This window comes from Pseudomonas sp. XP2 (assembly GCF_053557975.1).
Genome location: NZ_JBNRIK010000009.1, coordinates 177775 through 198904, shown reverse-complemented (window position 1 = coordinate 198904; position 21130 = coordinate 177775). Strand labels below are relative to the sequence as shown.

At 62.7% G+C, this 21130-nt stretch carries 18 protein-coding genes; 10 read left to right on the top strand and 8 right to left on the bottom strand.

Features of this window, described 5'->3' with window-relative positions:
• Positions 1–80: 80 nt before the first annotated feature.
• The 3 genes from ACK1VC_RS12875 to ACK1VC_RS12865 form a co-directional block, all read right to left on the bottom strand.
• Entirely contained in the window at positions 81–599 is a 519-nt protein-coding gene (locus ACK1VC_RS12875; RefSeq protein WP_031312552.1) for a thioredoxin family protein, read from the bottom strand.
• A gap of 10 nt (positions 600–609) precedes the next feature.
• The gene (locus ACK1VC_RS12870) at positions 610–885 is read right to left on the bottom strand and encodes a DUF2790 domain-containing protein (RefSeq protein ID WP_016485973.1); all 276 of its coding nucleotides are present in this window, start codon (positions 883–885) and stop codon (positions 610–612) included.
• Positions 886–2126: 1241 nt separating this feature from the next.
• Positions 2127–2300 (bottom strand): hypothetical protein, encoded by a 174-nt coding sequence (locus ACK1VC_RS12865; protein WP_349816354.1) that lies wholly within the window; start codon positions 2298–2300, stop codon positions 2127–2129.
• A 273-nt stretch (positions 2301–2573) separates the two neighbouring features.
• On the opposite strand from ACK1VC_RS12865, the gene ACK1VC_RS12860 reads away from it, so the two are divergent.
• Complete coding sequence (locus ACK1VC_RS12860; RefSeq protein ID WP_016485970.1) at positions 2574–3314, top strand: response regulator; 741 nt, start codon at positions 2574–2576, stop codon at positions 3312–3314.
• Entirely contained in the window at positions 3311–4597 is a 1287-nt protein-coding gene (locus ACK1VC_RS12855; protein WP_060518806.1) for a sensor histidine kinase, read from the top strand. Before ACK1VC_RS12860 ends, ACK1VC_RS12855 begins: the two co-directional genes overlap by 4 nt.
• A 108-nt stretch (positions 4598–4705) precedes the next feature.
• On the opposite strand, the gene ACK1VC_RS12850 is transcribed toward ACK1VC_RS12855, so the two are convergent.
• The 4 genes from ACK1VC_RS12850 to ACK1VC_RS12835 form a co-directional block, all read right to left on the bottom strand.
• On the bottom strand, positions 4706–5263 hold the full coding sequence (locus tag ACK1VC_RS12850; RefSeq protein WP_016485968.1) for a DUF4174 domain-containing protein: 558 nt from the start codon (positions 5261–5263) through the stop codon (positions 4706–4708).
• A gap of 213 nt (positions 5264–5476) precedes the next feature.
• The gene (locus ACK1VC_RS12845) at positions 5477–9898 is read right to left on the bottom strand and encodes an NEL-type E3 ubiquitin ligase domain-containing protein (protein WP_191087478.1); all 4422 of its coding nucleotides are present in this window, start codon (positions 9896–9898) and stop codon (positions 5477–5479) included.
• A 78-nt stretch (positions 9899–9976) separates the two neighbouring features.
• A complete protein-coding gene (locus ACK1VC_RS12840) occupies positions 9977–12337 on the bottom strand; it encodes a DNA polymerase II (protein WP_191087858.1) in 2361 nt (786 codons plus the stop codon).
• Positions 12338–12371: 34 nt separating this feature from the next.
• The gene (locus tag ACK1VC_RS12835; protein WP_016485965.1) at positions 12372–13562 is read right to left on the bottom strand and encodes an MFS transporter; all 1191 of its coding nucleotides are present in this window, start codon (positions 13560–13562) and stop codon (positions 12372–12374) included.
• Positions 13563–13680: 118 nt separating this feature from the next.
• Here ACK1VC_RS12835 and ACK1VC_RS12830 point away from each other — a divergent pair, with 118 nt between their 5' ends.
• A complete protein-coding gene (locus ACK1VC_RS12830) occupies positions 13681–14577 on the top strand; it encodes a LysR family transcriptional regulator (protein WP_024717702.1) in 897 nt (298 codons plus the stop codon).
• On the opposite strand, the gene ACK1VC_RS12825 is transcribed toward ACK1VC_RS12830, so the two are convergent.
• Complete coding sequence (locus ACK1VC_RS12825; RefSeq protein WP_016485963.1) at positions 14558–15478, bottom strand: LysR substrate-binding domain-containing protein; 921 nt, start codon at positions 15476–15478, stop codon at positions 14558–14560. The genes ACK1VC_RS12830 and ACK1VC_RS12825 overlap by 20 nt on opposite strands.
• A gap of 159 nt (positions 15479–15637) precedes the next feature.
• Here ACK1VC_RS12825 and ACK1VC_RS12820 point away from each other — a divergent pair, with 159 nt between their 5' ends.
• The 7 genes from ACK1VC_RS12820 (at position 15638) to ACK1VC_RS12790 (ending at position 21121) form a co-directional block, all read left to right on the top strand.
• Positions 15638–16426 (top strand): YqcI/YcgG family protein, encoded by a 789-nt coding sequence (locus tag ACK1VC_RS12820; RefSeq protein WP_060518810.1) that lies wholly within the window; start codon positions 15638–15640, stop codon positions 16424–16426.
• A gap of 2 nt (positions 16427–16428) precedes the next feature.
• Positions 16429–17055, top strand: coding sequence for a LysE family translocator (locus tag ACK1VC_RS12815; protein ID WP_096425880.1), 627 nt, complete (start codon positions 16429–16431; stop codon positions 17053–17055).
• Between the two features lie 39 nt (positions 17056–17094).
• Positions 17095–18177 (top strand): hypothetical protein, encoded by a 1083-nt coding sequence (locus tag ACK1VC_RS12810; protein WP_060518814.1) that lies wholly within the window; start codon positions 17095–17097, stop codon positions 18175–18177.
• 138 nt (positions 18178–18315) lie between these two features.
• On the top strand, positions 18316–19011 hold the full coding sequence (locus tag ACK1VC_RS12805; RefSeq protein WP_016485959.1) for a sel1 repeat family protein: 696 nt from the start codon (positions 18316–18318) through the stop codon (positions 19009–19011).
• 264 nt (positions 19012–19275) lie between these two features.
• A complete protein-coding gene (locus ACK1VC_RS12800; protein WP_024717703.1) occupies positions 19276–19968 on the top strand; it encodes an AzlC family ABC transporter permease in 693 nt (230 codons plus the stop codon).
• Complete coding sequence (locus tag ACK1VC_RS12795; protein WP_010953340.1) at positions 19965–20279, top strand: AzlD domain-containing protein; 315 nt, start codon at positions 19965–19967, stop codon at positions 20277–20279. Before ACK1VC_RS12800 ends, ACK1VC_RS12795 begins: the two co-directional genes overlap by 4 nt.
• Positions 20276–21121, top strand: coding sequence for an AraC family transcriptional regulator (locus ACK1VC_RS12790; protein ID WP_102667690.1), 846 nt, complete (start codon positions 20276–20278; stop codon positions 21119–21121). Before ACK1VC_RS12795 ends, ACK1VC_RS12790 begins: the two co-directional genes overlap by 4 nt.
• The last annotated feature ends 9 nt before the right edge of the window (positions 21122–21130 follow it).

The following is a 21130-nucleotide window of genomic DNA, read 5'->3' as shown; positions in this document are numbered from 1 at the left end:
CACCCACAGAGAGTGCGCATACTTCGCTGATTGCACTGTCGTTGTAGGAGCGGGCATGCCGGCGAAGAGGCCGGCACAGCCTAATCACCTTTCTCATACAGCAGTGCCTGTATCAGCTGTTCCTGCCCGCCATAATCGCCCTCGCCAAAGTGCACATGGCGCACCTGTCCTTTACGGTCGACAAAGTAATGGGCCGGCCAGAACTGGTTGCCCCAGGCATTCCACACCTTGTAGTCATTATCCACCGCCACCGGGTAACCGATACCCAGCCCGGCCACCTTGTTTCGCAGGGTGCCCAGGTCATGTTCGTAGGCGTACTCCGGCGTATGCACGCCCACCACCACCAGCCCCTGATCGGCATAACGCCGCGCCCAGTCGTTCACATGAGGCAGGCTGCGCTGGCAGTTGATGCAGTCCCAGGTCCAGAAGTCCACCAGCACCACCTTGCCCTTAAGCGCCGGCCCATCCAGCGGGGTCGAGTTGAGCCACTGGCTGGCCCCCGACAGCGACGGCATGGCGCCGTAGCGGTCACGGGCCATCAGGTGCCCGGCCAACCCCAGCCCCGTCAGCGCCAGGGCTATGCCTCCCGCTTTCAGCATCAGGCGGCGATCAGTTGTCATGGCAACCGCCAGTGGCGTAGGTGCGGTACTGCACGCTCTGCTGTTGGCCCTTGGAGTCGAGGTAGTCCATGCGGGTGTTCACCAGGCCGCAGGCGTTGCTCTGCTCGTCCTGTACCGACAGCACTTTCTTCACATCCAGATGCTCACCGTAGCGGTACTGCATGGCGCCGGCAGCGCCCATGGGTGCGGTGGTGGCCTGGGCGGCAATGGCACCAAAGCTGAGTACGGCGAACAGGCTGGCGCTGGCGACAGTCTTGAAATTCATGGCATCTCTCCCGTGTAACGTTTGGCAGTGGGGCGTGTTGTTCCCCGGTCAAGAGCCATTTGACGCCTGCCAAGTATCCCGTCTGTGTCACTCAACGCCGGGATGTGCGTCCTTCTGTAGCTGCATTCCTGTCAGCGAAACCTCGTAGAATCCTGGAAAACCCTGCGCGAGCAGGTCGTTATAAAAAAGAAGGCGCCCACGAAGGGCGCCCCGGCTGTACAAACGGATACAATAGCTTCAAGTTTTTAGAAACTAACGTTTGTTGTCACTCGCCGGTTCAACTTTATCGTGACGACTGTACAACTCAGCCCTCGACGCACGCTCTGTAAGCGGCCCTCTGTTTTCACCCTTGCTGGAACGCTGAGTGGATTTATTGTCGCCCTCATCCGAGCAACTACCGCGTTGAACAGTTTGCTTGTCTTTCATAAAAACCTCGATAAAGCCACCTGCTTACAATGGCTCATCATCATTTTCTTCGAGAAGTGGAGCGCTGGTAAAAAGCATGGTTTGTCATGCGATCTATCAGCGCAGGGCTAGTGCAGCCAAGCGCGTCTCCACGGGGTATCCGGGCCGTCAGAATGGCGGCTGAATTTCGGTGCGTTCGAGGCCAAAAGCTTGTCTGCAGGCTCTGGCCCGGCCTCGGCAACAGGTTCAGGATCGATGTAATTATTCCGATCATCAGTTGTAGGCTGAACAAGACGATCATTGCCCAACCCTTGGCGATCCTGATCTATTTCCGGATCACTCTCCGATGAGCCCTGCCCTGCCTGGTTTTTACCGTACATAAGCACCTCTCATAAGCCCAGATAATCTGAGCTTAATGAGTATGCGCCCTGCCTGAAAATAAAAGACAGGTATCAGACCACTGGACACAATCTATTTATGAGCATAAATAACAACGACCTTCTTTACGTACAGTGCCTGTATTAAACCTTCCTCACGGTCCTACCTCGTCTGCCTGTCGGGTATCGCCAGGCGCTCGAGAGGCCTTCAACAAGAGTGTAAAACTGCCTGTGAGTTGATGACGAAGCGCTTTGGGCATGATGAAAGCGAAATGCACGAGCCATGAGCCGTCCCCCAGCAGAAAGCTCTCCCGCCGGTAGTGGGCCACTTGTTGCTCAGAAATACCTATGCAAACGGCGATTACACAATCGCTCGGCTCTTCGCTCACGGGCGTGCCCCTTCAAGAATGGGTATTGAAGCGCCTGAAGGGTGGTGGGTTCAGGCGCAAAGGCAGGCCATCAAGGCTTGGCTGCACGCTCCTTGTGCCACTGGACTTTAGCTACGCCATAAGGGGAACCGGTGACACCGATGGCTACGTGCTGGATCTGGCCGCCACGCTGGAGAAACGTCTCGATTTGCTCGCAGAGGCGTTCGTGGGCTCTTTGGGGCGTTCCGGGGTGTGTCTGGTACATGCAGGCTACTCGGTGATGAGCCACTGAAATACAGTTACCCGAAACGACATTGTACGCTTTGTTCTGCAACCAGGCTCCGAGCCGGAGCAGAACCCGGCTTTTATCGGCCAAGCGGTCAACTCCCAGTGCTGTGCTGCTTTGACCCGAGCCGCTTCACCCGCCCCCGCTACAGTTCTATACACCTGCCAGATACACTGCAATACAAACCCCCGCAGGCAAGCGCAAAAGGGCCGGGTACACTGCGCCAAACCCACTCGAACAGGAACGCTGCGCATGGAACACGTCGATCACATCCTGATCGTCGACGACGACCGCGAGATCCGCGAACTGGTCGGCAACTACCTTAAGAAGAACGGCCTGCGCACCAGCATCGTCGCCGACGGCAGGCAGATGCGGGCCTTCCTTGGAGCCAGCAGCGTCGACCTGATCGTTCTCGACATCATGATGCCCGGCGACGATGGCCTGCTGCTGTGCCGCGAACTGCGCGCCGGCAAACACCGCAATACGCCCGTGTTGATGCTGACGGCCCGCAACGATGAAACCGACCGCATCATCGGCCTTGAAATGGGCGCCGACGATTACCTGACCAAGCCGTTTTCTGCCCGCGAACTGCTTGCCCGTATCAATGCCGTGCTGCGCCGCACGCGCATGCTGCCACCCAACCTCACCATCAGCGAAAGCAGCCGCCTGCTGCGCTTCGGCCAATGGCGGCTGGACACCACCGCCCGCCACCTGCTCGACAACGAAGGCACCCTGGTGGCCCTGAGTGGCGCCGAGTACCGCCTGTTGCGGGTGTTTCTGGACCACCCACAGCGGGTGCTCAGCCGCGAACAACTGCTCAACCTGACCCAGGGCCGCGAAGCCGACCTCTTCGACCGCTCCATCGACCTGCTGGTCAGCCGCCTGCGCCAGCGCCTGGGCGACGACGCCCGCGAACCCAGCTGCATCAAAACCGTGCGCAGCGAAGGCTATGTGTTCTCGCTGCCGGTGCAACTGCTCGAGTCGCCGTCATGAAGTGGCCTCGTACCTTGGCCTCGCGCCTGGGGCTGATCTTCTTGACCGGCCTGGTCCTGGCCTACGGCTTGTCGTTTGGGCTGCAGGCCTACGAGCGCTACATCAGCAGCCGCTCGATGATGCTCAGCAACCTGGAACAGGACGTGGCCACGTCAGTGGCCATCCTCGACCGCCTGCCTGCAGCCGAACGTGCGGCCTGGCTGCCGCGCCTGGAACGGCATACCTACCGCTACCGTCTCGACCAAGGCCTGGCCGGCGAGGCGATGCCCGGCAGCGACCCGCCCATGGCCGCCGAGTCGATCGTCAAGGCCATCGGCAGCGACTACCGCCTGACCTTCCAGGACATCCCAGGCCCGAATGCCCACTTCCAGGCCCACCTGAGCCTTGCCGACGGCGCGCCGCTGACCATCGACGTCACCCCATCGGCGGTCCCGGTGGCCCGCTGGCTGCCCATGGTGCTGCTGATCCAGCTGGCAGTCTTGTTGCTGTGCACCTGGTTGGCCGTGCACCTGGCCATTGGCCCTTTGACTCGCCTGGCCCGCGCCGTGGACAACCTCGATCCGGACAAACCCGGCGTACAGCTGGATGAAAGCGGCCCGCGCGAGGTGCGCTACGCCGCGGCGGCCTTCAACGCCCTGCAGGCGCGTATCAGCGCCCACCTGAAGGAACGCATGCAGCTGCTGGCGGCCATCTCTCACGACCTGCAAACACCGATCACACGCATGAAGCTGCGTGTCGAAGTGATGGACGACGGGGTCGAAAAGGACAAATTGTGGAGCGACCTGGGCGAGATGGAGCACTTGGTGCGCGAAGGCGTAGCATACGCCCGCAGCATGGATACCAGCACTGAAGCCGCGTGCAGAATTGACCTTGATGCCTTCCTCGACAGCCTGGTGTTCGACTATCAGGACAGTGGTGCCCAGGTGCAGCGTAACGGCAGCACGCGCAGCCTGCTGGAAACCCGCCCGCACGCCCTGCGCCGAGTGCTGGTGAACCTTGTGGACAACGCCCTCAAGTTTGCCGGCGCTGCCGAGCTGGAGGTGTGCCGCGAGGGCGGCATGACCGTGATCCGCGTGCTCGACGATGGGCCTGGAATACCCGCTGACGAGCTGGACGAAGTGCTCAAGCCATTCTACAGAGTGGAGAGCTCACGCAATCGCAGCACCGGCGGCACCGGGCTGGGGCTGGCCATTGCCCACCAGCTGATCCAGGCCATGGGTGGTCGGCTGATCCTGAGCAACCGCGACAGTGGCGGGCTGTGCGCGCGAATCGAGCTCAACTGAAAGCCGAGCCCCCACCTGCAATTCGGCACACAACCCCAGCACCGTCGATACACTGCTGCCCCCCCACCGCTACACACGCCCGGTCGCACGGCCAGCCAATGCAGGTGTTCAGTCTTCCAGCGGCTTTGGCGGCGCAGCCGGCTTGGCTGGCTTGGCTGGCTTGCTGTCCTTGGCCTTGGCCTTGGTTTCCGGTGCCGCCGCTACCGGTTCAGGTGCAGCCACGGCCTTTTCGCTTGCGGGCAGTTCATCCACCGCCTTGAGGATCACCTGCGGGTCGATGGCCTCGCCTGAGTCGTCGTCCTTGAGCATGTGCCGCTCACCGTCCTTGCCCACCAGGATCACCTTGGTGCCCTTGCTCGCGCCCAGCTTCAGCTCACGAATCAGGGCCATGGTGGTCTGTTGTTCGAGGTTCTTGTCCTCGCGCTTGCCCATCATGTTGGCGACGCTGTACAGCACCAGGTTGCGCTCCTTGAAGGCCGCCTGGGTGGCCGGGTCCTCCAGAGCCTTGTTCAATCCGCGCAAGGTTGGGTCTGCGCTGCTAGGCGCAATGACCACCAAGGGCCTGGCCTTGCCCACTTCCTTGGCCAGCGGTGCGTCACTGTCAGCCGCCAGCAGCGGGCCGGTGACAGCGAGCAAAGTAGCGAGGGTCAGTGACCGGACGAGCATGCGTATCTCCTTATTCTCTCGATAAACCAAAGACTACAGATCATGGAGAAAGATCCGACGCGGGAGACTAAACCAGCAGCCCCAGACGTGCTCGGCACAAAGGTAACTTCCGATTTCCATAACCGGCCGGCAACATCTGCGCAAACATCACCGCCACTCAGAGCATAGCGCAAAGCCACTGGCGCAACGCCCACCTGCCCGAGGTCTGAACCGCTACTGGAGAAGACGCGGCGAATGCATGTCCAGCGCTTCCAGCGTCAACTGCAGCAATACTGCGTGCTCCCGTTGCTGATTGCTGATCTGCAACCGTGCGATTTCCTCCTCCCGGCCACCCAGGGCCATCAGCCGCTCCAGTTCGTCGTGCATGTGATGCGGCACTTGCAGGCGAACGGGGAAGCGCTTGCGCAGGTAATCCTGCCAGAACCACTGACGTGACAGATAATGTGCAACGCCTTCCCGGGTCTGTGCCGCCAGGACCATGTCCCGGGCCACACGAATATCCTGCTTGCTTAGCGCAGCAATACCTGGATAGAGCATTTCGTCTGGCTGGCCAGGCAAATCCAAAGCCCTGCGCAAGGCGATCCGGTATGCCAAGGCGAATTCGATCGACTCATTGCCCGCCCCCTGCCGTTGGGCGTGTTCTGCGGCAATCTGATCGAGCAACGCCAACCGCCACAACCGACCACCGAGACAGAGCAAGGCCCGCTCAGGCTGCTGGGCAACCCCGCCGCGTTGCGCCCGCCATATCATCATCCGCAGTTCCAGATCAGCGAAGCGGGCCGTGGCGTTATCCTGGCAGTCGGTCGCCGCGGCGTGTTCGAACACTTCACGCTTGAGTGCATCATCCTCGTTCATCGCCTGGAACATGTCGAACACACGGGATGCGAGCGCGCACGCGGTCGAAGAGAACTTGAATGCTCCCGAGGCCGTGAGCACCGACAGGGTATTGAAGAAATCGGCCGATTGCTCGTCGGCTTCAAGATGGACCCACAGCATGGCCATTTCATCGCGACGTTCGGCTGCCGATACATCGAGAAAACGCAGCCGGTAGGGAACCCGGCTTGCCTCAAGCCAGTGCCAGGCCGAAAACCCTTCAGGCGTCGCCGCCAGCAGGTTGCCAGAAAGCCCGACTCTGCCTGCGCGCCATAGCTGCGACCGGTAAAAGCCATCGGGCAGTGCAGAGATACTGTTGTCACTCAGGTCAAGGGTTTGCAGGTCAGGCACCTCGAGCACCCCATAAGGCAACTCGGGCATTTGGGTGCCTGACAGGTGCAGCGCATGTAGCTCGGTCATTGCGAAAACGGAAAATGCCCTGCCCAGAGGGTTGTCCGAAAGGTTCAGGTATACCAGCGAACGACAAGCCGCAAGAATCAGTGCCTGGCTTTCGTCAAGCACGATCTGGTTACCCGACAGATCGAGCACCTCCAGCCTTTGGGTAAGCATCATCGGCAAAGGCAAACGCCTGAGCCGACAATGGGTGACTTCCAGGTTGCGCAAGTTGGGAAATGCCCTCAGGAACTCATCCGGAATCCGCTCCAGGCGCATGGAGCGCAAGGCCAGGATTGAGACGTGCGGAAAAGTTATTTGCGCCGGCAGTACTGGCAGTTGTTGCAAGCGGCTGCGGGTCTGGGTCAGCATGAAGCGCCCCCTCTGCACAGCCGCACTGTCTTGAAGCTCGGGGACAAGCAAGCGCCAGCAGTCGGTCAAGCCCTTTCTGAACTCACGCCGGGCGGCCAGCTCAGGTGTCGGAAAGGCATTGCGTACCCATCTGTTCAGGTGGGTGTTGAGCAGTGCGAATTGCTGTTCCAGCGTACGCAACCTGGCTTGCGCGTTGTCTTGCGCCAGCCAGCGGCCGATCTGCTCATCACTGAAGGCCGGGTACAGGTCTCGAAGCCGTGCCTGAGACGCCCTCGGTCTGGACAGTCCCAGCGCGGCCCATAACCGGCCGCCAGCAAGGGGGTAGCCAATCCGGCCATCATCAAGCCTTTGCGGCGCGAAAAACGAGCCGCTTGGCCGCTCCAGCCTAAGCAGACTTACCACCGCCTGCCTTTGACCGGTTGCAACATTCGCCAGCGCCTGGCGCAGTGCGGGCACGAAAGCATGGCCTTGGCCGATGGCCGCCTGAGACGGGTGGTCATAGGCTGCAGCCAGGGTCTCGAACAGCTCGCCCGCCTGACTGACAGAAGGCCGCGCAGGATCGCGCAAGCGAAACACCCCATGCTGGTGAAGCAGGTCGAATGTTTGCCCCGTTCCCTCGATCGTCAGCAACGGCTCGCTGGCATCCCCGTCAAACAATCTCCACCCAGGCCCCTGCGCACCCCGCACGTGGCCCAACAGATTCAGCACCACCCGCGCCAGGTCGAGGTTTTGCGGTGTATCAATGCTCAGCGCCTCATACACGCGCGCGATTCGGATCCGCGCAACCTGCAACCTTGCCGCCTCGGCCATGAACAAGGGCACGCGGCCGGTCTCGCGAAGCTGCTGCAGGTCATCCTCGCTGGCATCGCGCAGCACCTCATCTGCCGCCAAGCGGTGCAGGCTGGCAAAATCCCGGCGTAGCGAGCGACCCGTCGGCGTGTCGGGATTCTGCTCTTCGTACAATTCCTGGAACAGCTCTCGCCGCCCTGCCCAAGCCACATCAGCCAGTGCTGCACCCTGCATGCCGGCGGCCTGAGAAAGATTAATCACCCGCTCCAGCAACTGCGCATCAGCGGTGGCCACGCCTTCACGCAACTGATTGACCAACGTGCGGATGCGGCCGGCGAGGAGCACGCGGTAAACGGTGTCCACCAGCACGGCTTCTGGCGCCCGGCCATACACATGCCATGCCCGCAAGTGCTGGTCGTCAAGGCCATGGATGGCCAGCGACTGATCGATCTGCGCGTCATCGAGATCGCTCAATGGCCTGCCCAGACGACGAAACAGCTGGCGTGTGTCATCCCACTCGGCGGGCTGCTCGCACCACAGCCGCCACGCGCCGGCACCGTTGTGACGCAGCGGCGGTGCATACCCTTGATAAGGGAGCAGTTGCCACTGTTCATCGGCGTCGCGCCAACTCACCTCATACCAGTGCCCATCCATGCTGATCCAGCGACGCTCGCCCAGCTGGTGAACCCCCTCCGTGTCCAGCACTGCCGCGTCCGGCGGGGCTTCGCCGCGATAGGGCACTAGGTCTGCGTTCCACAGTTTTTCTTCACCGCTGGCCAACTGCGCCGGCACCAGCTTGTCCACCTCGATGCAGGCGCGACGCACCGTGGCGACCACGGCGACGGTTGCCCCGACAGCCAGCAGGCCTTTGCCTACATTCAGCAGGTGCGCCAGCGCCGCATTGCGCTCGTTGTCCTGCCAGTCCCCGACAGCCTGAAACGTCTGCTCAAGCAGCTCCCAGGCCATCACCCCCAGCAACACCGCGCCAATGCCGGGCACGAAGTACCCTGCGATCCCCGCCAGGGTCCAGCCTTCAGCGCGCAAACGGCGGTTATGCGCTGCCTGGACCTCGCGATCAAGCATGGCCACGGGTGGGGCAATGATTGCAGCATCGTCCTTGATCCGGGCGACCCAGTCGTCAGCGATATGTTCGAACAGCGGCAAGCGATACGCACAGGTTTGCTCATCCAGGTCCCTGGTTGCCCAGTCGCTAACGTCATCGAGCCGTTCGCTGACGGCCGAGAAGAATCGCTGGCTATCGCGACGGCGCACGAAGCGGTTGAAAAACCGCCGATAGCCCTCTTCGCGCAGGCGGTTGCCAAGCACCCGGCGGGCATAATCTTCCAGGTCGCTGCGCACGCTCCAGGGGCCGTGCGGGTCACCCGGTACATACACCAGCACTAGCTTGCTGGTGTTGTACAGCAAGCCCTCATCGATCACGTCCAGCACCACGATCTGCTGCAAGCTGCAACCGAACACCCTCAATTGTCGGATGTGAACAGGTGCGCCTTCGAGCTTGCCCAGCGTGCCCTGAAGGCAAAACTCCACCACCCACTGCATCTGGCCTGCGCTCAACACATCTTGCGCCCTGGCTTGCAGAGCATCTACCAGCATGCTGTAACGTTCCCTTCGCGCCAGCAACCCTCTGACTTCGGGCTGCAGGACAGCGTCCAGATGCGCCTGGTACTTCTGCCCAAGGTCCAGCGCTCGACACATTTTGGCGAAGGCCAGTGCAGACAGTTCACTGCGCTTTACGCCGTGCTCATCCACCAGGCAGTTGCCACGCGGCTGCTCGCGCAGCTGGTCTGCGGTAAAGTTGCCCAGAGCGGCCTCGAGCAAGGGGAGTTCGTAGTAGTCGCTGCCTACGACTGGGAGCCTGCTGGTCACATAACTGACGGTGGGCGAGGTGAAGGTGTACCACTGGCGAAAGTACAGCCGATCAGCGTCGAGTTCGCCGTGAGCGCCAAGCGCTTCTTGCAGCAAGGTCTGTGTGAATGCATCCAGGTTGCTTAGCTGCGCCAGCGCTGCCGACAGGCCTTCGCGGCAGGCCAGCAATTGCGTCAGCGCCTCAGTCAAGAGAGTGAATTCTGCCACGCTCAGCCGCATCATCCAGGTCGGCAGCCGCTGCGCGATGTACTGGTCCTGGCAGGCTTGCGCCCTGGCAAGGGTATCGGCCGCAGCTGGTAGTTGACTGCTAGTGTTCTGCATCTCTGCCTCCTTGATGGCATGGAGATGCGAGTCTGAAGACTGTTGCGCCGGGTTGACGCCTACCCGACTACCACCCGTTCAGAACAGCAGCAACTGTTGGTCGGTAAGGCGAGCGAAATCATCGCCGACAAAGGGCAGGATGGCATCTGCCACCGGTTGTAGCTGCCGGCTGATGTAGTGGTCGTAGTCGATCGGTGCCTGCAGGTTTTCCAGCGGCTCAGGGCCGGCGGTGGTAATCACGTAACTGATCCAGCCGCCACGTTGGTACTGCAGGGGGCGCCCCAGGCGCTTGTTGTACTCGTCGGCAAGGCGTGCGGCACGCACATGCGGCGGCACGTTGCGCTGGTAGTCGGCCAGCGGCCTGCGCAGGCGCTTGCGATATACCAGCAGTGCGTCCTGCTCGCCCGCCAACGTACACCGCACATACTCGCGGACATAATCGCGGTAGGGTTCGCCGCGAAACACACGGCCATAGAGCGCCTGCTGAAACGCCCGGGCCAGCGGCGACCAGTCGGTGCGTACCGACTCCAGGCCTTTGTAAACCATCTCTTCAGAACCGTCGGCCCGCTGGACCAGGCCGGCATAGCGCTTCTTGCTGCCCTCTTCAGTTCCGCGAATGGTTGGCATCAGGAAGCGCCGGTAATGTACTTCGAACTGCAGTTCGAGGGCACTCTGCAGGTTCATGGTTTCGTGCAGGTGTGCTTGCCACCATTGATTGACCTCGGCCACCAGGTCGCGGCCGATGCGCGCCGCGTCTTCCTCGGGAAGGGCACCCTTGAGCCAGACGAAGGTGGAGTCGGTATCGCCATAGATCACGTCAAAGCCGCGGGCCTCGATCAGCGCCCGGGTCTGGCGCATGATCTGGTGCCCACGCAGGGTGATGGATGAGGCCAACCGGGGGTCGAAGAAGCGGCAACCGCTGGAGCCCAGCACACCGTAGAACGCGTTCATGATGATCTTCAGTGCCTGCGACAATGCCGCGTTACCATCACGTTTGGCGGCCTCCCTGCCCTGCCACACACGCTCGACGATGGCCGGAAGGCAATGCTGGCTTCGCGAAAAGCGCCCACCCCTGAAGCCTTCCACCGAATGCTGGTCATCGGGAACACGCAAGCCTTCCACCAAGCCCACCGGGTCGATCAGGAAGGTACGAATGATCGACGGGTACAGGCTCTTGTAGTCCAGCACCAGCACCGAGTCGTACAGGCCTGGACGCGAATCCATGACGAAGCCACCGGGGCTGGCTTCTTCAGGGCGGCTGCCAAGGTTGGGGGCGACAAAGCCCATGCGGTGCATCTGCGGCATGTACAAGTGGCAAAACGCGGCGACCGATCCGCCGCTACGGTCTACCGCCAGGCCAGTGACCGACGAGCGCTCCAGGAGGAACTCGAGCAGGCGGGTGTGGGCGAAGATGCGAGTAACCAGCTCACAGTCCTTGAGGTTGTACCGCGCCAGGGCCGGTTTGTCCTCGGCGAAGCGCCGGTTGATCTCGTCCATGCGCTGGTACGGCGTGTCGATGGCTTTGCCTTCACCGAGCAGCGTCTGGGCAACGCTCTCGAGGCTGAATGACGGGAAGCTCCAGGTTGCCGAGCGCAGCGCCTCGATGCCGTCGATCAACAGCCGCCCCGGGGCATCGGCAAATACGTGGCCACCACCGGCATGGCTACGCAACGTCATCAGTGCACCCTTACGCCCCAACGCCAGCGGTACCTCCAGCGATTTGGCGTGTTCATGCAGCAGGCGCAGGTCGAACTGGACCAGGTTCCAGCCGATGATTGCGTCCGGGTCATGCTCGGCCATCCACTGATTGAGGCAGCTCAGCAGTGCAGCACGGTCGGCGCAGTAGTGCAGGTCGAAATCGAGGCCGTGGACCGTGCCATTGGCCGGGCCGAGCATGTACACCTGGCGCTGGCCACAGCCTTCAAGGGCAATGCTGTACAGCTCGCCGCGCTCGCTGGTTTCGATGTCCAGCGACACCAGGCGCAGTGGCGGGCGATAACCTGCCAAGGGCTTGAGCTGAGCATCGCAGAGCACGCCCTGGGCATCGGGCTGGCCGGTGAACTGTACCGGGGCAGTGATAAAGCGCTCCATCAGGTAGCGTTCGGGTGGGCGGATATCCGCTTCGAACACCTCGATACCCGCCGTGCGAAGGCGTTGCTCGAGTTGCATCAGTTGCCGGTGCTGCCGGCAGTACAACCCCAGCACCGGGCGCTGGTCGAAGTCCTTCAGGCGCAGTGGCCGCAGCTCGACGCCGGGCTCGTTGGCCAGCAACACCCGCGCATGCGCCTCATGCACCTGCGGGATGAATGCCACCGAAACCTGTGGGGCCAGACGAAGCTGCCGTGGCCCATGATCAGTTGCCAGCCAGAACTCCACGCAGGTGCCTTCGGGCGTGTCATGCCAATGACGGGTCAGCACAAAACCCTGCTGCAACTCCACTGCGTCGACCTCTGCTGAAAAACGCAATTCTACGCTAGCGAGCGCCCGCCACGAAGCCACTTCTGCGCGCCGCCCAGGCCAGCGACCAAGCCACTGCGATCAACACCAACACCACTGCGCCAAAGGCTTTGGTCCCGCCCCCCGCGAGCAACACGCCCCCCACGATCCCGCCCAGAGCGATAGCACTGTTCCACACGGTCACCAGCATCGACTGCGCCACATCTCCCCCCTCGCCCGCAGCATCGGCACAGGCGGTCTGCAGCAGGGTGGGTGCGCCACCGTAGGTCAGGCCCCACAGGGCGATGCTCAGGTACATCAACCACGACGACGCCTGCCCCAATGCCAGTGTGGCCAAGGCAAAACCGACCAGGCTGAGCAAGACCAGCGTGCGCAAATGCCGGTCGACCAGCAACCCCACCATGCCAATTCCGGCCAGAGCCGAAAGGCCAAACACCATCAGCACCGGGCCAATGTCGGCAGCCATGCCGGCCGCCGCCAGCAGCGGCACAATGTAGGTGTAGAGAATGTTGTGGCCAAGGATCCAGCTCAGGATCACCAGCAGCACGAGCAACACCCCCGGCGTGCGCAGCACCTGCTTGGCCGCCCGGCGGTTGCCGGCGGCATGCCCCGGGTACTCCGGCACCGAGCGCAGCACCCACACCACCAGCAGCAACGCCACCACGGTGACCACAACAAACGTTGCACGCCAGCCCAGCCCGGCGCCCAGCCAGGTGGCAATCGGCAGCCCGAGCGACAAGGCAATCGGCTGCCCGAGCATGGCCAACGCCATGGCCCGGCCCTGCTGTGCCACCGGCACCATGCGCCGGGCATGGCCAGCGATCAGGCCCCAGGCCAGCCCGGCGGCAGCGCCGGTGAAAAAGCGCAGGACCAAGGTCACGCTGTTGGACGTCGACAAGGCAGTCAGCCCGTTGAACAGCACAAAGCCGATGATCGCCAGCAACAGGGCCCGCCGGCGATACCAGCCCTGGGTCAGGGTCACCAGCGGGATTGCCGTCAGCAACGAGCCAAGCGCATAGGCCGTGACCCATTGCCCGGCCATGGCCTGGCTGATGTGCATGCCGTTGGCGATCTGGTCGAGCAAGCCCGCCGGCAAGGTTTCGCTGAGGATGGCGATAAAGCCGGTCATGGCCAGCGCCAGCAGCCCGCTGACGGGCAGGCGTTCGCGGCTGGCATCCAGCAGCAGGGGGGAGGATGTCTGTGACATTGCAAGTGCCTTGAGCAGGAAAACAAGGCGGACAGTCTGCAAGGGAAGCCTACTGCGGAAAAAGGTGGCTACAATGCCGCTCACCCCGGACACCTGTGTCCGCAATCAGGAAAGCAGCATGGACAGCCTCAGCGGCTTCGTGGTCTTCAACCGGGTGGCCGAAACCCGCAGCTTCGTCGCCGCCGGCCAGTCGCTGGGTATCAGTGCCTCGGCCGTGGGCAAACGCGTTGCGCGCCTGGAAAGCCGCCTGGGTGTGCGCCTGTTCCACCGCAGCACACGCAGCATCACCCTCACCGCCGAAGGCACGCTGTTCCTCGAGCGCAGCCGGCGCATCCTGGCCGAAATCGAGGCCACCGAGCAGGCGCTGTCTCAGGCCAGCGTAAGCCCGCGTGGCCGCTTGCGCGTCAGCATGCCACAGGTCACAGCGCTGGTGATGCCGGCGCTGGCGGAGTTCATGGCGCTGTATCCGCAGGTGGAACTGGACCTGGACTTTTCCGACCGCATGGTGGATATCGTCGGCGAAGGCTTCGATGTGGTGATGCGCGGTGGGCAGCCGGTGGATTCGCGGCTCAACGCCAAATTCCTGGGGCACTTCCAGCACCGCCTGGTGGCCTCGCCCGGGTACCTGCACGAACGCGGCACACCCTTGCACCCGCGCGACCTGGCCGCGCATACCTGCCTGCATTATCGCTTCCCGAGCAATGGCAAGCTGGAAACCTGGCCGCTGCGCCAGGAGCACCCCGAACAAGCCTACGACATCCCCATCTCGATGGTTTGCAACCATGTCGAGACACGCGTCTGCTTTGCCTTGAACCACCGTGGCATCACCTGCCTGCCGGACTTCAACGTACGTCGCGAACTGGGCAACGGCTCACTGGTCAGCGTACTCGACAGCTTCATGGAGCGGCGTGGCAGTTTCTATCTGCTGTGGCCGTCCGGGCGGCAGGTGCCGCCGAAGTTACGGGTGTTCATCGATTTCATGCTTGAGCGGGTGTTCAACCGTACAGATAGTTGATGTCCTTGTGGGCCAGCGGTGGCACCTGGCCAAGCAGGAAGTCGCGCAGCTTGTGCATTTGCCGCGCTTTCGGGCTGGCCTTGAGCCAGGTCATGTAGTAACCGTCACCGGTGGCCACTGCATGCTTGAACGGCGTGGCCAGGCGCCCCGCCTGCAGGTCGGCACTGGCCAGCACCAGGTCGACCACCGAAATACCCAGGCCTTGCTGCGCAGCCGAAATACCTTGGTCGAGCGTATCGAACACCTGCCCCTGGTCGATGCTGATGTCCAGTGCGTCCATCCGCGCCAGCCAACGCCGCCAGTCGCGCCGGTCGGGTGACGGGTGCAGAATTTCGCACTGGGCGAGGTCGGCCAAGGCCGGTTGGGCCTGTGGCATGTAATCGGGGTGGCACACCGGGATCAACCACTCATCGAACAGCTTGAAACTCTCGATATCGGCGGGGAAACGCCCGCTGGCCAACAGAATGGCGCAGTCGTAGGGCTCGGAATAGAAGTCCACGGTGTCGATGTCCATCCACACGCTGGACAGTTGCACGCTGCAGTTGTCCTCGGCCTTCTTGAACGCATCCAGCGCCCGCAACAGCCAGCGCACGGTGAGCGTGGAAGGCGCCTTCAAGCGCAAGCCGTAGCGGTCCTGGCGCAGCAATGCGCAAGCATTTTCGATGATCTTGAAGCCAACTTTCAGCTCTTGCGCCAGCAGGCGCCCGTGCTCGGTCAGGCTGAGTTTCGGGCCACGCCGTTCGAACAAGTCGCAGCCAAACAGGGCTTCCAGGGTCTTGATGTGATGGCTGACCGCCCCCTGGGTCAGGGCCAGTTCTTCCGCCGCACGGGTAAAAGAGCCATAGCGAGAGGCCACCTCGAAGGCACGCAGGGCGTGCAAGGCCTGAATCCGTTCCGACATGGCGGCGTCCCGAGCATGAATAAGACTAATAGTAGGTCACAGTTCCACGCGTTTTACAACGTGGAGAGCGTCTCGGAAAATGCAGGTAAATAATAAAGATAACCAAGATCCTGCCTGCATATGACTGGAACGTTCACTTAATTAACGCCTGGGGAAATCATGTTTACGGGATATGGAACTTGCTATCGCCTGGATGCGCTAGAGCTGGCCGTTGAACATGGATGCACTACGCAACACTGGACTTTCAAAACCATAGAACACTTTCGCAGTATTCTCGCCAACCCCGACTTCCCTTGCCTGTTCGGCCGCAAGGCGGTAAACGGCGAAACCTGCCACATACTCTTCGCCCGTGCCGAGCAACTCGCCGATGATATCGCCCAGGGTCTGGCCGACTACGTGCGCGCCATCGCCCCGGTCACACCCAAGCAGCGCATCGGCAGCCCGCTGGTGGTGTTTCTCGAAACCGCCGCCGATTACACCCTGGCCGAACAGCAGGCACTGGCCTGGAAGGTGCTGCGTGGCGTGCATGCGCGCGACCCGCACCCATGGCCGCAGGGCATGCCGACCGACCCCGACGACAACGGCTGGTCGTTCTGCTATGCCGGCATGCCCTTGTTCATCAACATGAACTTCCCCGGCCACCAGCAGATGAAAAGCCGCAACCTGGGGCATCACATCACCTTCGTCATCAATCCACGGGCGAACTTCGACGAAGTGGCCAACGCCAGTACCGAAAGTGGCAAGCGAATCCGCGAGCGTATTCGCGAGCGCGTGCACCACTACAACGACGGCGTCATGCCTGACACCCTGGGTTTTTTCGGCGATGACGACAACTTCGAGTGGAAGCAGTACCAGTTGCAGGAGGCTGGCTCGCTCAACCCGTCACGCTGCCCGTTCCACGCACATGCCGCATACCCGGCGACACCCGACCTACTGATCGAGAACTGACCGTGAATACCGCACTCACCGCCACCTATGCCCTCACCGTCCTGCTGCTCATCGCCACCCCAGGCCCCGTAGTGGCACTGATCGTCAACACCGCGGCTGCATCCGGTTCGCGCAAGGCCATGTTCACTGCCGTTGGCACCAACTGGGCCTCACTGGTGCTGATCGGTGCCGCAGCCTGGATCATCCTCACCAGTGCCGCCATCGACAAGGCATGGCTCAGCACCATGAGCCTGCTGGGCTGCCTGTTCATCGGCTACATCGCCGTGGGCACTTTAAGAGATGTGCTGCAGGCGCCGGTCCCGGACGCGACGAGCGAGGCACCCAAAACCGGGCGTGGCGGGCTGCTGCAAGGCTTCATGGTGGGCATTTCCAACCCCAAGGACATCATTTTCTTCATTGCCTTCTTCCCCCAGTTCATCCAGATCACCGAGTCATTCGGCAAAAGCATGGTGGTGTTGTCGCTGCTGTGGGTGGCCATCGATTTCGCCGTGCTCAGCCTGTACATCTTCGCCATCGGCAAGATCGCTTCGCAGCGCAGCAACCGGGTGATCAGCCTGGCTTCGGGCGTTGCCCTGCTGCTGATTGCCGCTGGCGGCCTGCTGTACAACCTCAACGAACTGGCGGCCTGAAGCGGATGCGAAACGCCCGGTGCAACAGAAGGCAAGACCATGACAGCGACTGATACAGGCCCGTCTCCTTCACCGTTGCAGCAGGACTACCAACGCTTTCTGCTGTTGGGCAGCCGCCGTGCGCCGCACACTGTGCACGTGCATGAAACCGGCTACCGGTCCGGAACCATCAACACTGATGCCCTTGGCCTGCGCTACAGCCACTTTGCCGGCAAGCGTTTTTCGGCGGCAGAACGCGGCGGCGCCTCACGTATCAACCTGCTGGTCGGCGGCTCGACCGCCCTGGGTATCGGCGCCAGCTCCGACGAGCACACGGTGGCCTCGCACCTGTCGGCCCTTACCGGCGAGGTGTGGCTGAGCCTGGCCGGTTGCGGTCTCAATGCTGGCCAGGAACTGCTGATGTTCCTGACTCACCAGCACCGCCTTGGCCAACTCGGCCACGTGGTGGTGCTCAGTGGCCTCAACAGCCTGGCCCATGAAGCGCTGTGCGAAGTCCTCGCCAGCCCCAACGACCCACAGCACGCCAAGGCCTACCAGGCCTTTCTCAACAGCTTCAGCGAAGGCATGCAGCCTGCCGCACCACCCCGCCGGCAGTCACTGTGGCGGCGCATCGGCCAGGCCCTGACCACACCTGCGACCGCCCCCCCGGCCTTCTGGCCGCTGTCACCCCCGGAGAAGCGCTTGGCTCGCGCGGCCGACAGCATTGGCCGGACCTTGCGTCAGTGGGACAGGTTGCTGGCAGACAGCCATGCCACCCTCACCTTCATCTTGCAGCCGCTGCTGCCCTGGTGTCGGGACACCTTGCCCGTTGGTGAGCAAGCCATGTTGGCCGCGCTGGAGCAACAACCGGCGAACTTCGACCGGCTGCTCGACGGCGCATTCGATAGCCAGTTGCACTCGGCCTTTTTCCGCCGTATCAAAAGCCAGGCCGACCCAGTGCCCTGCTACGACATGAACAGCATGCTCAGCAGCTCGCCGGTGTTCGGCGCGGACCTGTTCATCGACCGCCTGCACCTGAACGACCTGGGTAACAACGCCCTGGCCAAAGTGATTACCGCAAAGCTTGGCCTCGCCCAGGAAAAACACGCTCAACGCAAGGTCACACCGATCAAGCTCGTCTGACAGTTGCCGAGTGGTCTTCCGGCCACCCCCCTTGGGTGGCTAGAATAGGCCGTCGTTCCGATTTTCCCGAGGCGTACGCTTGACCGCTATTAACATCGAAGCCGCCCCTCCTTGCCTGGCCGTCCACGGGGCTTGCCTGTGAGCCGCACGCGACGCCTGACCCCGCTGTTGGTCGCCCTGATGCCGCTGGCTGCGCACGCGCTGGAGGTGAGCATCGACCCTCACGCCGACCTGCTCTACCGCCAGGCCTTGCCGCTGCTGGAGCAGGCCGATCGTCAGGGCGACGATACCAGCACCCTGCGTACCGCCCTGGGCAGCGACCCCGAGCTCAGCCGCCAGGGCCAAGCCATGGCCCACACGCTGCCGACAGCGGTTGCCCTGTTGAAAAAGTCGGTAGAGCTGGGCCACCCGGTTGCGCAGTACCGCCTGGCGCTGTACTACATGACTTATCTGCCCGCCACGCAAATACCGGATGCCGCCTGCCCGTTGCTCGAAGCCAGTCTCAAGCAGGGTTTTGCTGCACCCGCGCCAGCGATCGCTACCTGGTGCCGGCCCTACAACACCAGCAGCGAGTACCGTGCAGCGCTGGAAGCCATCCCCAGCATGGCCACCGTGTACGCCCCTTACTACCCGCAGCCAGCCACCCGCCTGACCTGCAGCCGCAGCCAGCCTCAAGGTCTCGAAATGCTCTGGGGCCGGCAGCGCGACTACCAGGCCGAGGTGTACCGCCTGCTCGGCGACCTGGACCCACCGCACCGTCTGAGCCTGCTGCAGAAAGCCGTGGACATCAACGGCTGCGTGACAGCGCAACAGCACCTGACCAGCCGCCCGTGATCCTCTGCCAGACGCGGTCCCTGTTGGGCAACTGTCTCACTCAAACTTTGGATTCCGCGCGATCACTGTAGGCGCAGCCTTGTGCTGCGAAGAGGCCGGTAAGGCTAAAGATTGTTTTCGGCTGCAATGACCTCTTCGCAGCACAAGGCTGCTCCTACAGGGCTTGTGGTTGCCTTGAAATCAAACCCGATCAGCAAGATCGTTCAAGCCATCCCCCGCCCCGTCTGGCATGCTGATCTGCCTCGTACACGCGTTGCAGCCATCATGCCCCACATCGCTCGCCAAGCCTTCCTCCACGGCGCTATCGCCATCATGCCGCTGTCCCTGGCCGTCGCCCCCTGGGGCCTGCTGGCCGGTTCCATGGCCATCGAGGCCAACCTCAGTGCCTGGCAGGGGCAAGGGCTATCGGCCATCGTCTTCGCCGGTGCCGCGCAATTGGTCGCCATTGGTATGCTCAAGGGCGGCGCCAACCTGGCGTCGATCCTGCTCACCACCCTGCTGCTGACCTCACAGCACCTGCTGTATGGCCTGTCGATGCGCCCGGTGCTGTCCAGCCAGCCATTGCGCTGGCGGTTGGGCCTGGGCTTTCTGCTGACCGACGAATTCTTCGCGTTGACCAGCCAGTACGACCAGCAGCAATTCAACCGCTGGTACGCCTTGGGGGTAGGCCTGACGTTCTACGTCGCCTGGAACCTGTTCACCCTGGCCGGTATCCTGCTGGGCCAGAACATTCCCCACCTGGACCAACTCGGCCTGGACTTTTCCATCGTCGCCACCTTCGTCGCCCTGATTGCACCGCTGGTGCGCAACCTGCCGACCGTGGTGTGCGTCGCCGTGTCGCTGTTCTGCTCGGTCCTGTTCAGCCACTGGCATTGGGAAACCGCCCTGGTGGTCGCAGGCCTGCTGGGCATGAGCGCCGGGTTCATCTGCCAGAAATTTGCCGGAGCCCGCGCATGACCTGGATCCTGATTTTCGCCATGGGCGCCATTGTGTTCCTCAACCGCTACGCGTTCCTGGAGCCACGGCTCCCCTTGCGGCTGAGCTCTAACGCCCGGCAGTTCCTCGGCTTTGCCGTGCCGGGCATGCTCACTGCCATCTGCGGCCCGATCATCTTCATGCCCGACCACCAGCTCAACCTGAGCCTGCTCAACCCCTACCTGCTGGGTTCTCTGGTGGCGATCGCCCTGGTGCTGTTGACCCGCAGCGTGTTGCTGAGCATGCTGGTGAGCATGTTGATCTTCTTCCTTCTACGCAGCTGGCTGGCATGAACCCGCCCCTGCGCGAACAGACACACCTCTGGCAAGCGCCGGCCCTGGGCGACGTCGAGATGCTGCACGCGCGCTACGTCCAGCAGCGGTTCGCCCCGCATGTGCATGAAGGCTATGTATTCACCGTGATCGAATCCGGCGCCCAGCGCTTCTGGCACCGGGGCAGTGAGCACCTGGCGCCGGTCGGCAGCATGGTGCTGATCAACCCCGACGAGCTGCATACCGGCGCCACCGCCCATGAGGCAGGCTGGCGTTATCGCGGCTTCTACCCCGAGCACGAGCGGGTCACCGGTGTACTGGACGAACTGGAACTGGGCCGCCACGGCATGCCCAGCTTCAAGGACAGCGTGATCCACGACCCGGCCCTGGCCATCGCCTTCAGCCAGCTGCATCAGTTGTCCGAAAACGGCGCCAGCGCCCTGCAGCAACAGACCGCCTGGCGCCAGGCGGTACTGGCCCTGGTGCAGCGGCACGGGCAATGCGCCGAACCCTCGGCCCCCGGCCACGAACCCCTGGCCGTGGCCCGCGCCCGCGAACTGCTGGAAAGCCAATTGGCCGACCCGCCCTCGCTCGAAGCGCTGGCGGCAGCCGTCAACCTGTCGCCCTTCCACTTCGCCCGGGTGTTTCGCCAGGCCACCGGCCAGCCGCCGCACGCCTGGCTGAAGCAGCGGCGCCTGGTCCGCGCCCGGGAAATGCTGAAGAGCGGCCTGGCCGCTTCGGAGGTGGCGTTCGACCTTGGCTTTGCCGACCAGAGCCATTTGAGCCGGCAGTTCAAGCAGGCCTACGGGGTGACACCAGGGGCGTATCGGCAGGCATGCGCTCACTCGGCATTACCCGCCTGACGCCCTGCA

Bases quoted from the DNA above. Each gene is read 5' to 3' on its own strand.
- ACK1VC_RS12825 (WP_016485963.1), bottom strand. From the start codon at position 15,478: ATGTCGGAACGGATTCAGGCCTTGCACGCCCTGCGTGCCTTCGAGGTG.
- ACK1VC_RS12860 (WP_016485970.1), top strand. From the start codon at position 2,574: ATGGAACACGTCGATCACATCCTGATCGTCGACGACGACCGCGAGATC.
- ACK1VC_RS12790 (WP_102667690.1), top strand. From the start codon at position 20,276: ATGAACCCGCCCCTGCGCGAACAGACACACCTCTGGCAAGCGCCGGCC.
- ACK1VC_RS12835 (WP_016485965.1), bottom strand. From the start codon at position 13,562: ATGTCACAGACATCCTCCCCCCTGCTGCTGGATGCCAGCCGCGAACGC.
- ACK1VC_RS12810 (WP_060518814.1), top strand. From the start codon at position 17,095: ATGACAGCGACTGATACAGGCCCGTCTCCTTCACCGTTGCAGCAGGAC.
- ACK1VC_RS12855 (WP_060518806.1), top strand. From the start codon at position 3,311: ATGAAGTGGCCTCGTACCTTGGCCTCGCGCCTGGGGCTGATCTTCTTG.
- ACK1VC_RS12875 (WP_031312552.1), bottom strand. From the start codon at position 599: ATGCTGAAAGCGGGAGGCATAGCCCTGGCGCTGACGGGGCTGGGGTTG.
- ACK1VC_RS12865 (WP_349816354.1), bottom strand. From the start codon at position 2,300: ATGTACCAGACACACCCCGGAACGCCCCAAAGAGCCCACGAACGCCTC.
- ACK1VC_RS12870 (WP_016485973.1), bottom strand. From the start codon at position 885: ATGAATTTCAAGACTGTCGCCAGCGCCAGCCTGTTCGCCGTACTCAGC.
- ACK1VC_RS12800 (WP_024717703.1), top strand. From the start codon at position 19,276: ATGCCCCACATCGCTCGCCAAGCCTTCCTCCACGGCGCTATCGCCATC.
- ACK1VC_RS12850 (WP_016485968.1), bottom strand. From the start codon at position 5,263: ATGCTCGTCCGGTCACTGACCCTCGCTACTTTGCTCGCTGTCACCGGC.
- ACK1VC_RS12820 (WP_060518810.1), top strand. From the start codon at position 15,638: ATGTTTACGGGATATGGAACTTGCTATCGCCTGGATGCGCTAGAGCTG.
- ACK1VC_RS12830 (WP_024717702.1), top strand. From the start codon at position 13,681: ATGGACAGCCTCAGCGGCTTCGTGGTCTTCAACCGGGTGGCCGAAACC.
- ACK1VC_RS12845 (WP_191087478.1), bottom strand. From the start codon at position 9,898: ATGCAGAACACTAGCAGTCAACTACCAGCTGCGGCCGATACCCTTGCC.
- ACK1VC_RS12795 (WP_010953340.1), top strand. From the start codon at position 19,965: ATGACCTGGATCCTGATTTTCGCCATGGGCGCCATTGTGTTCCTCAAC.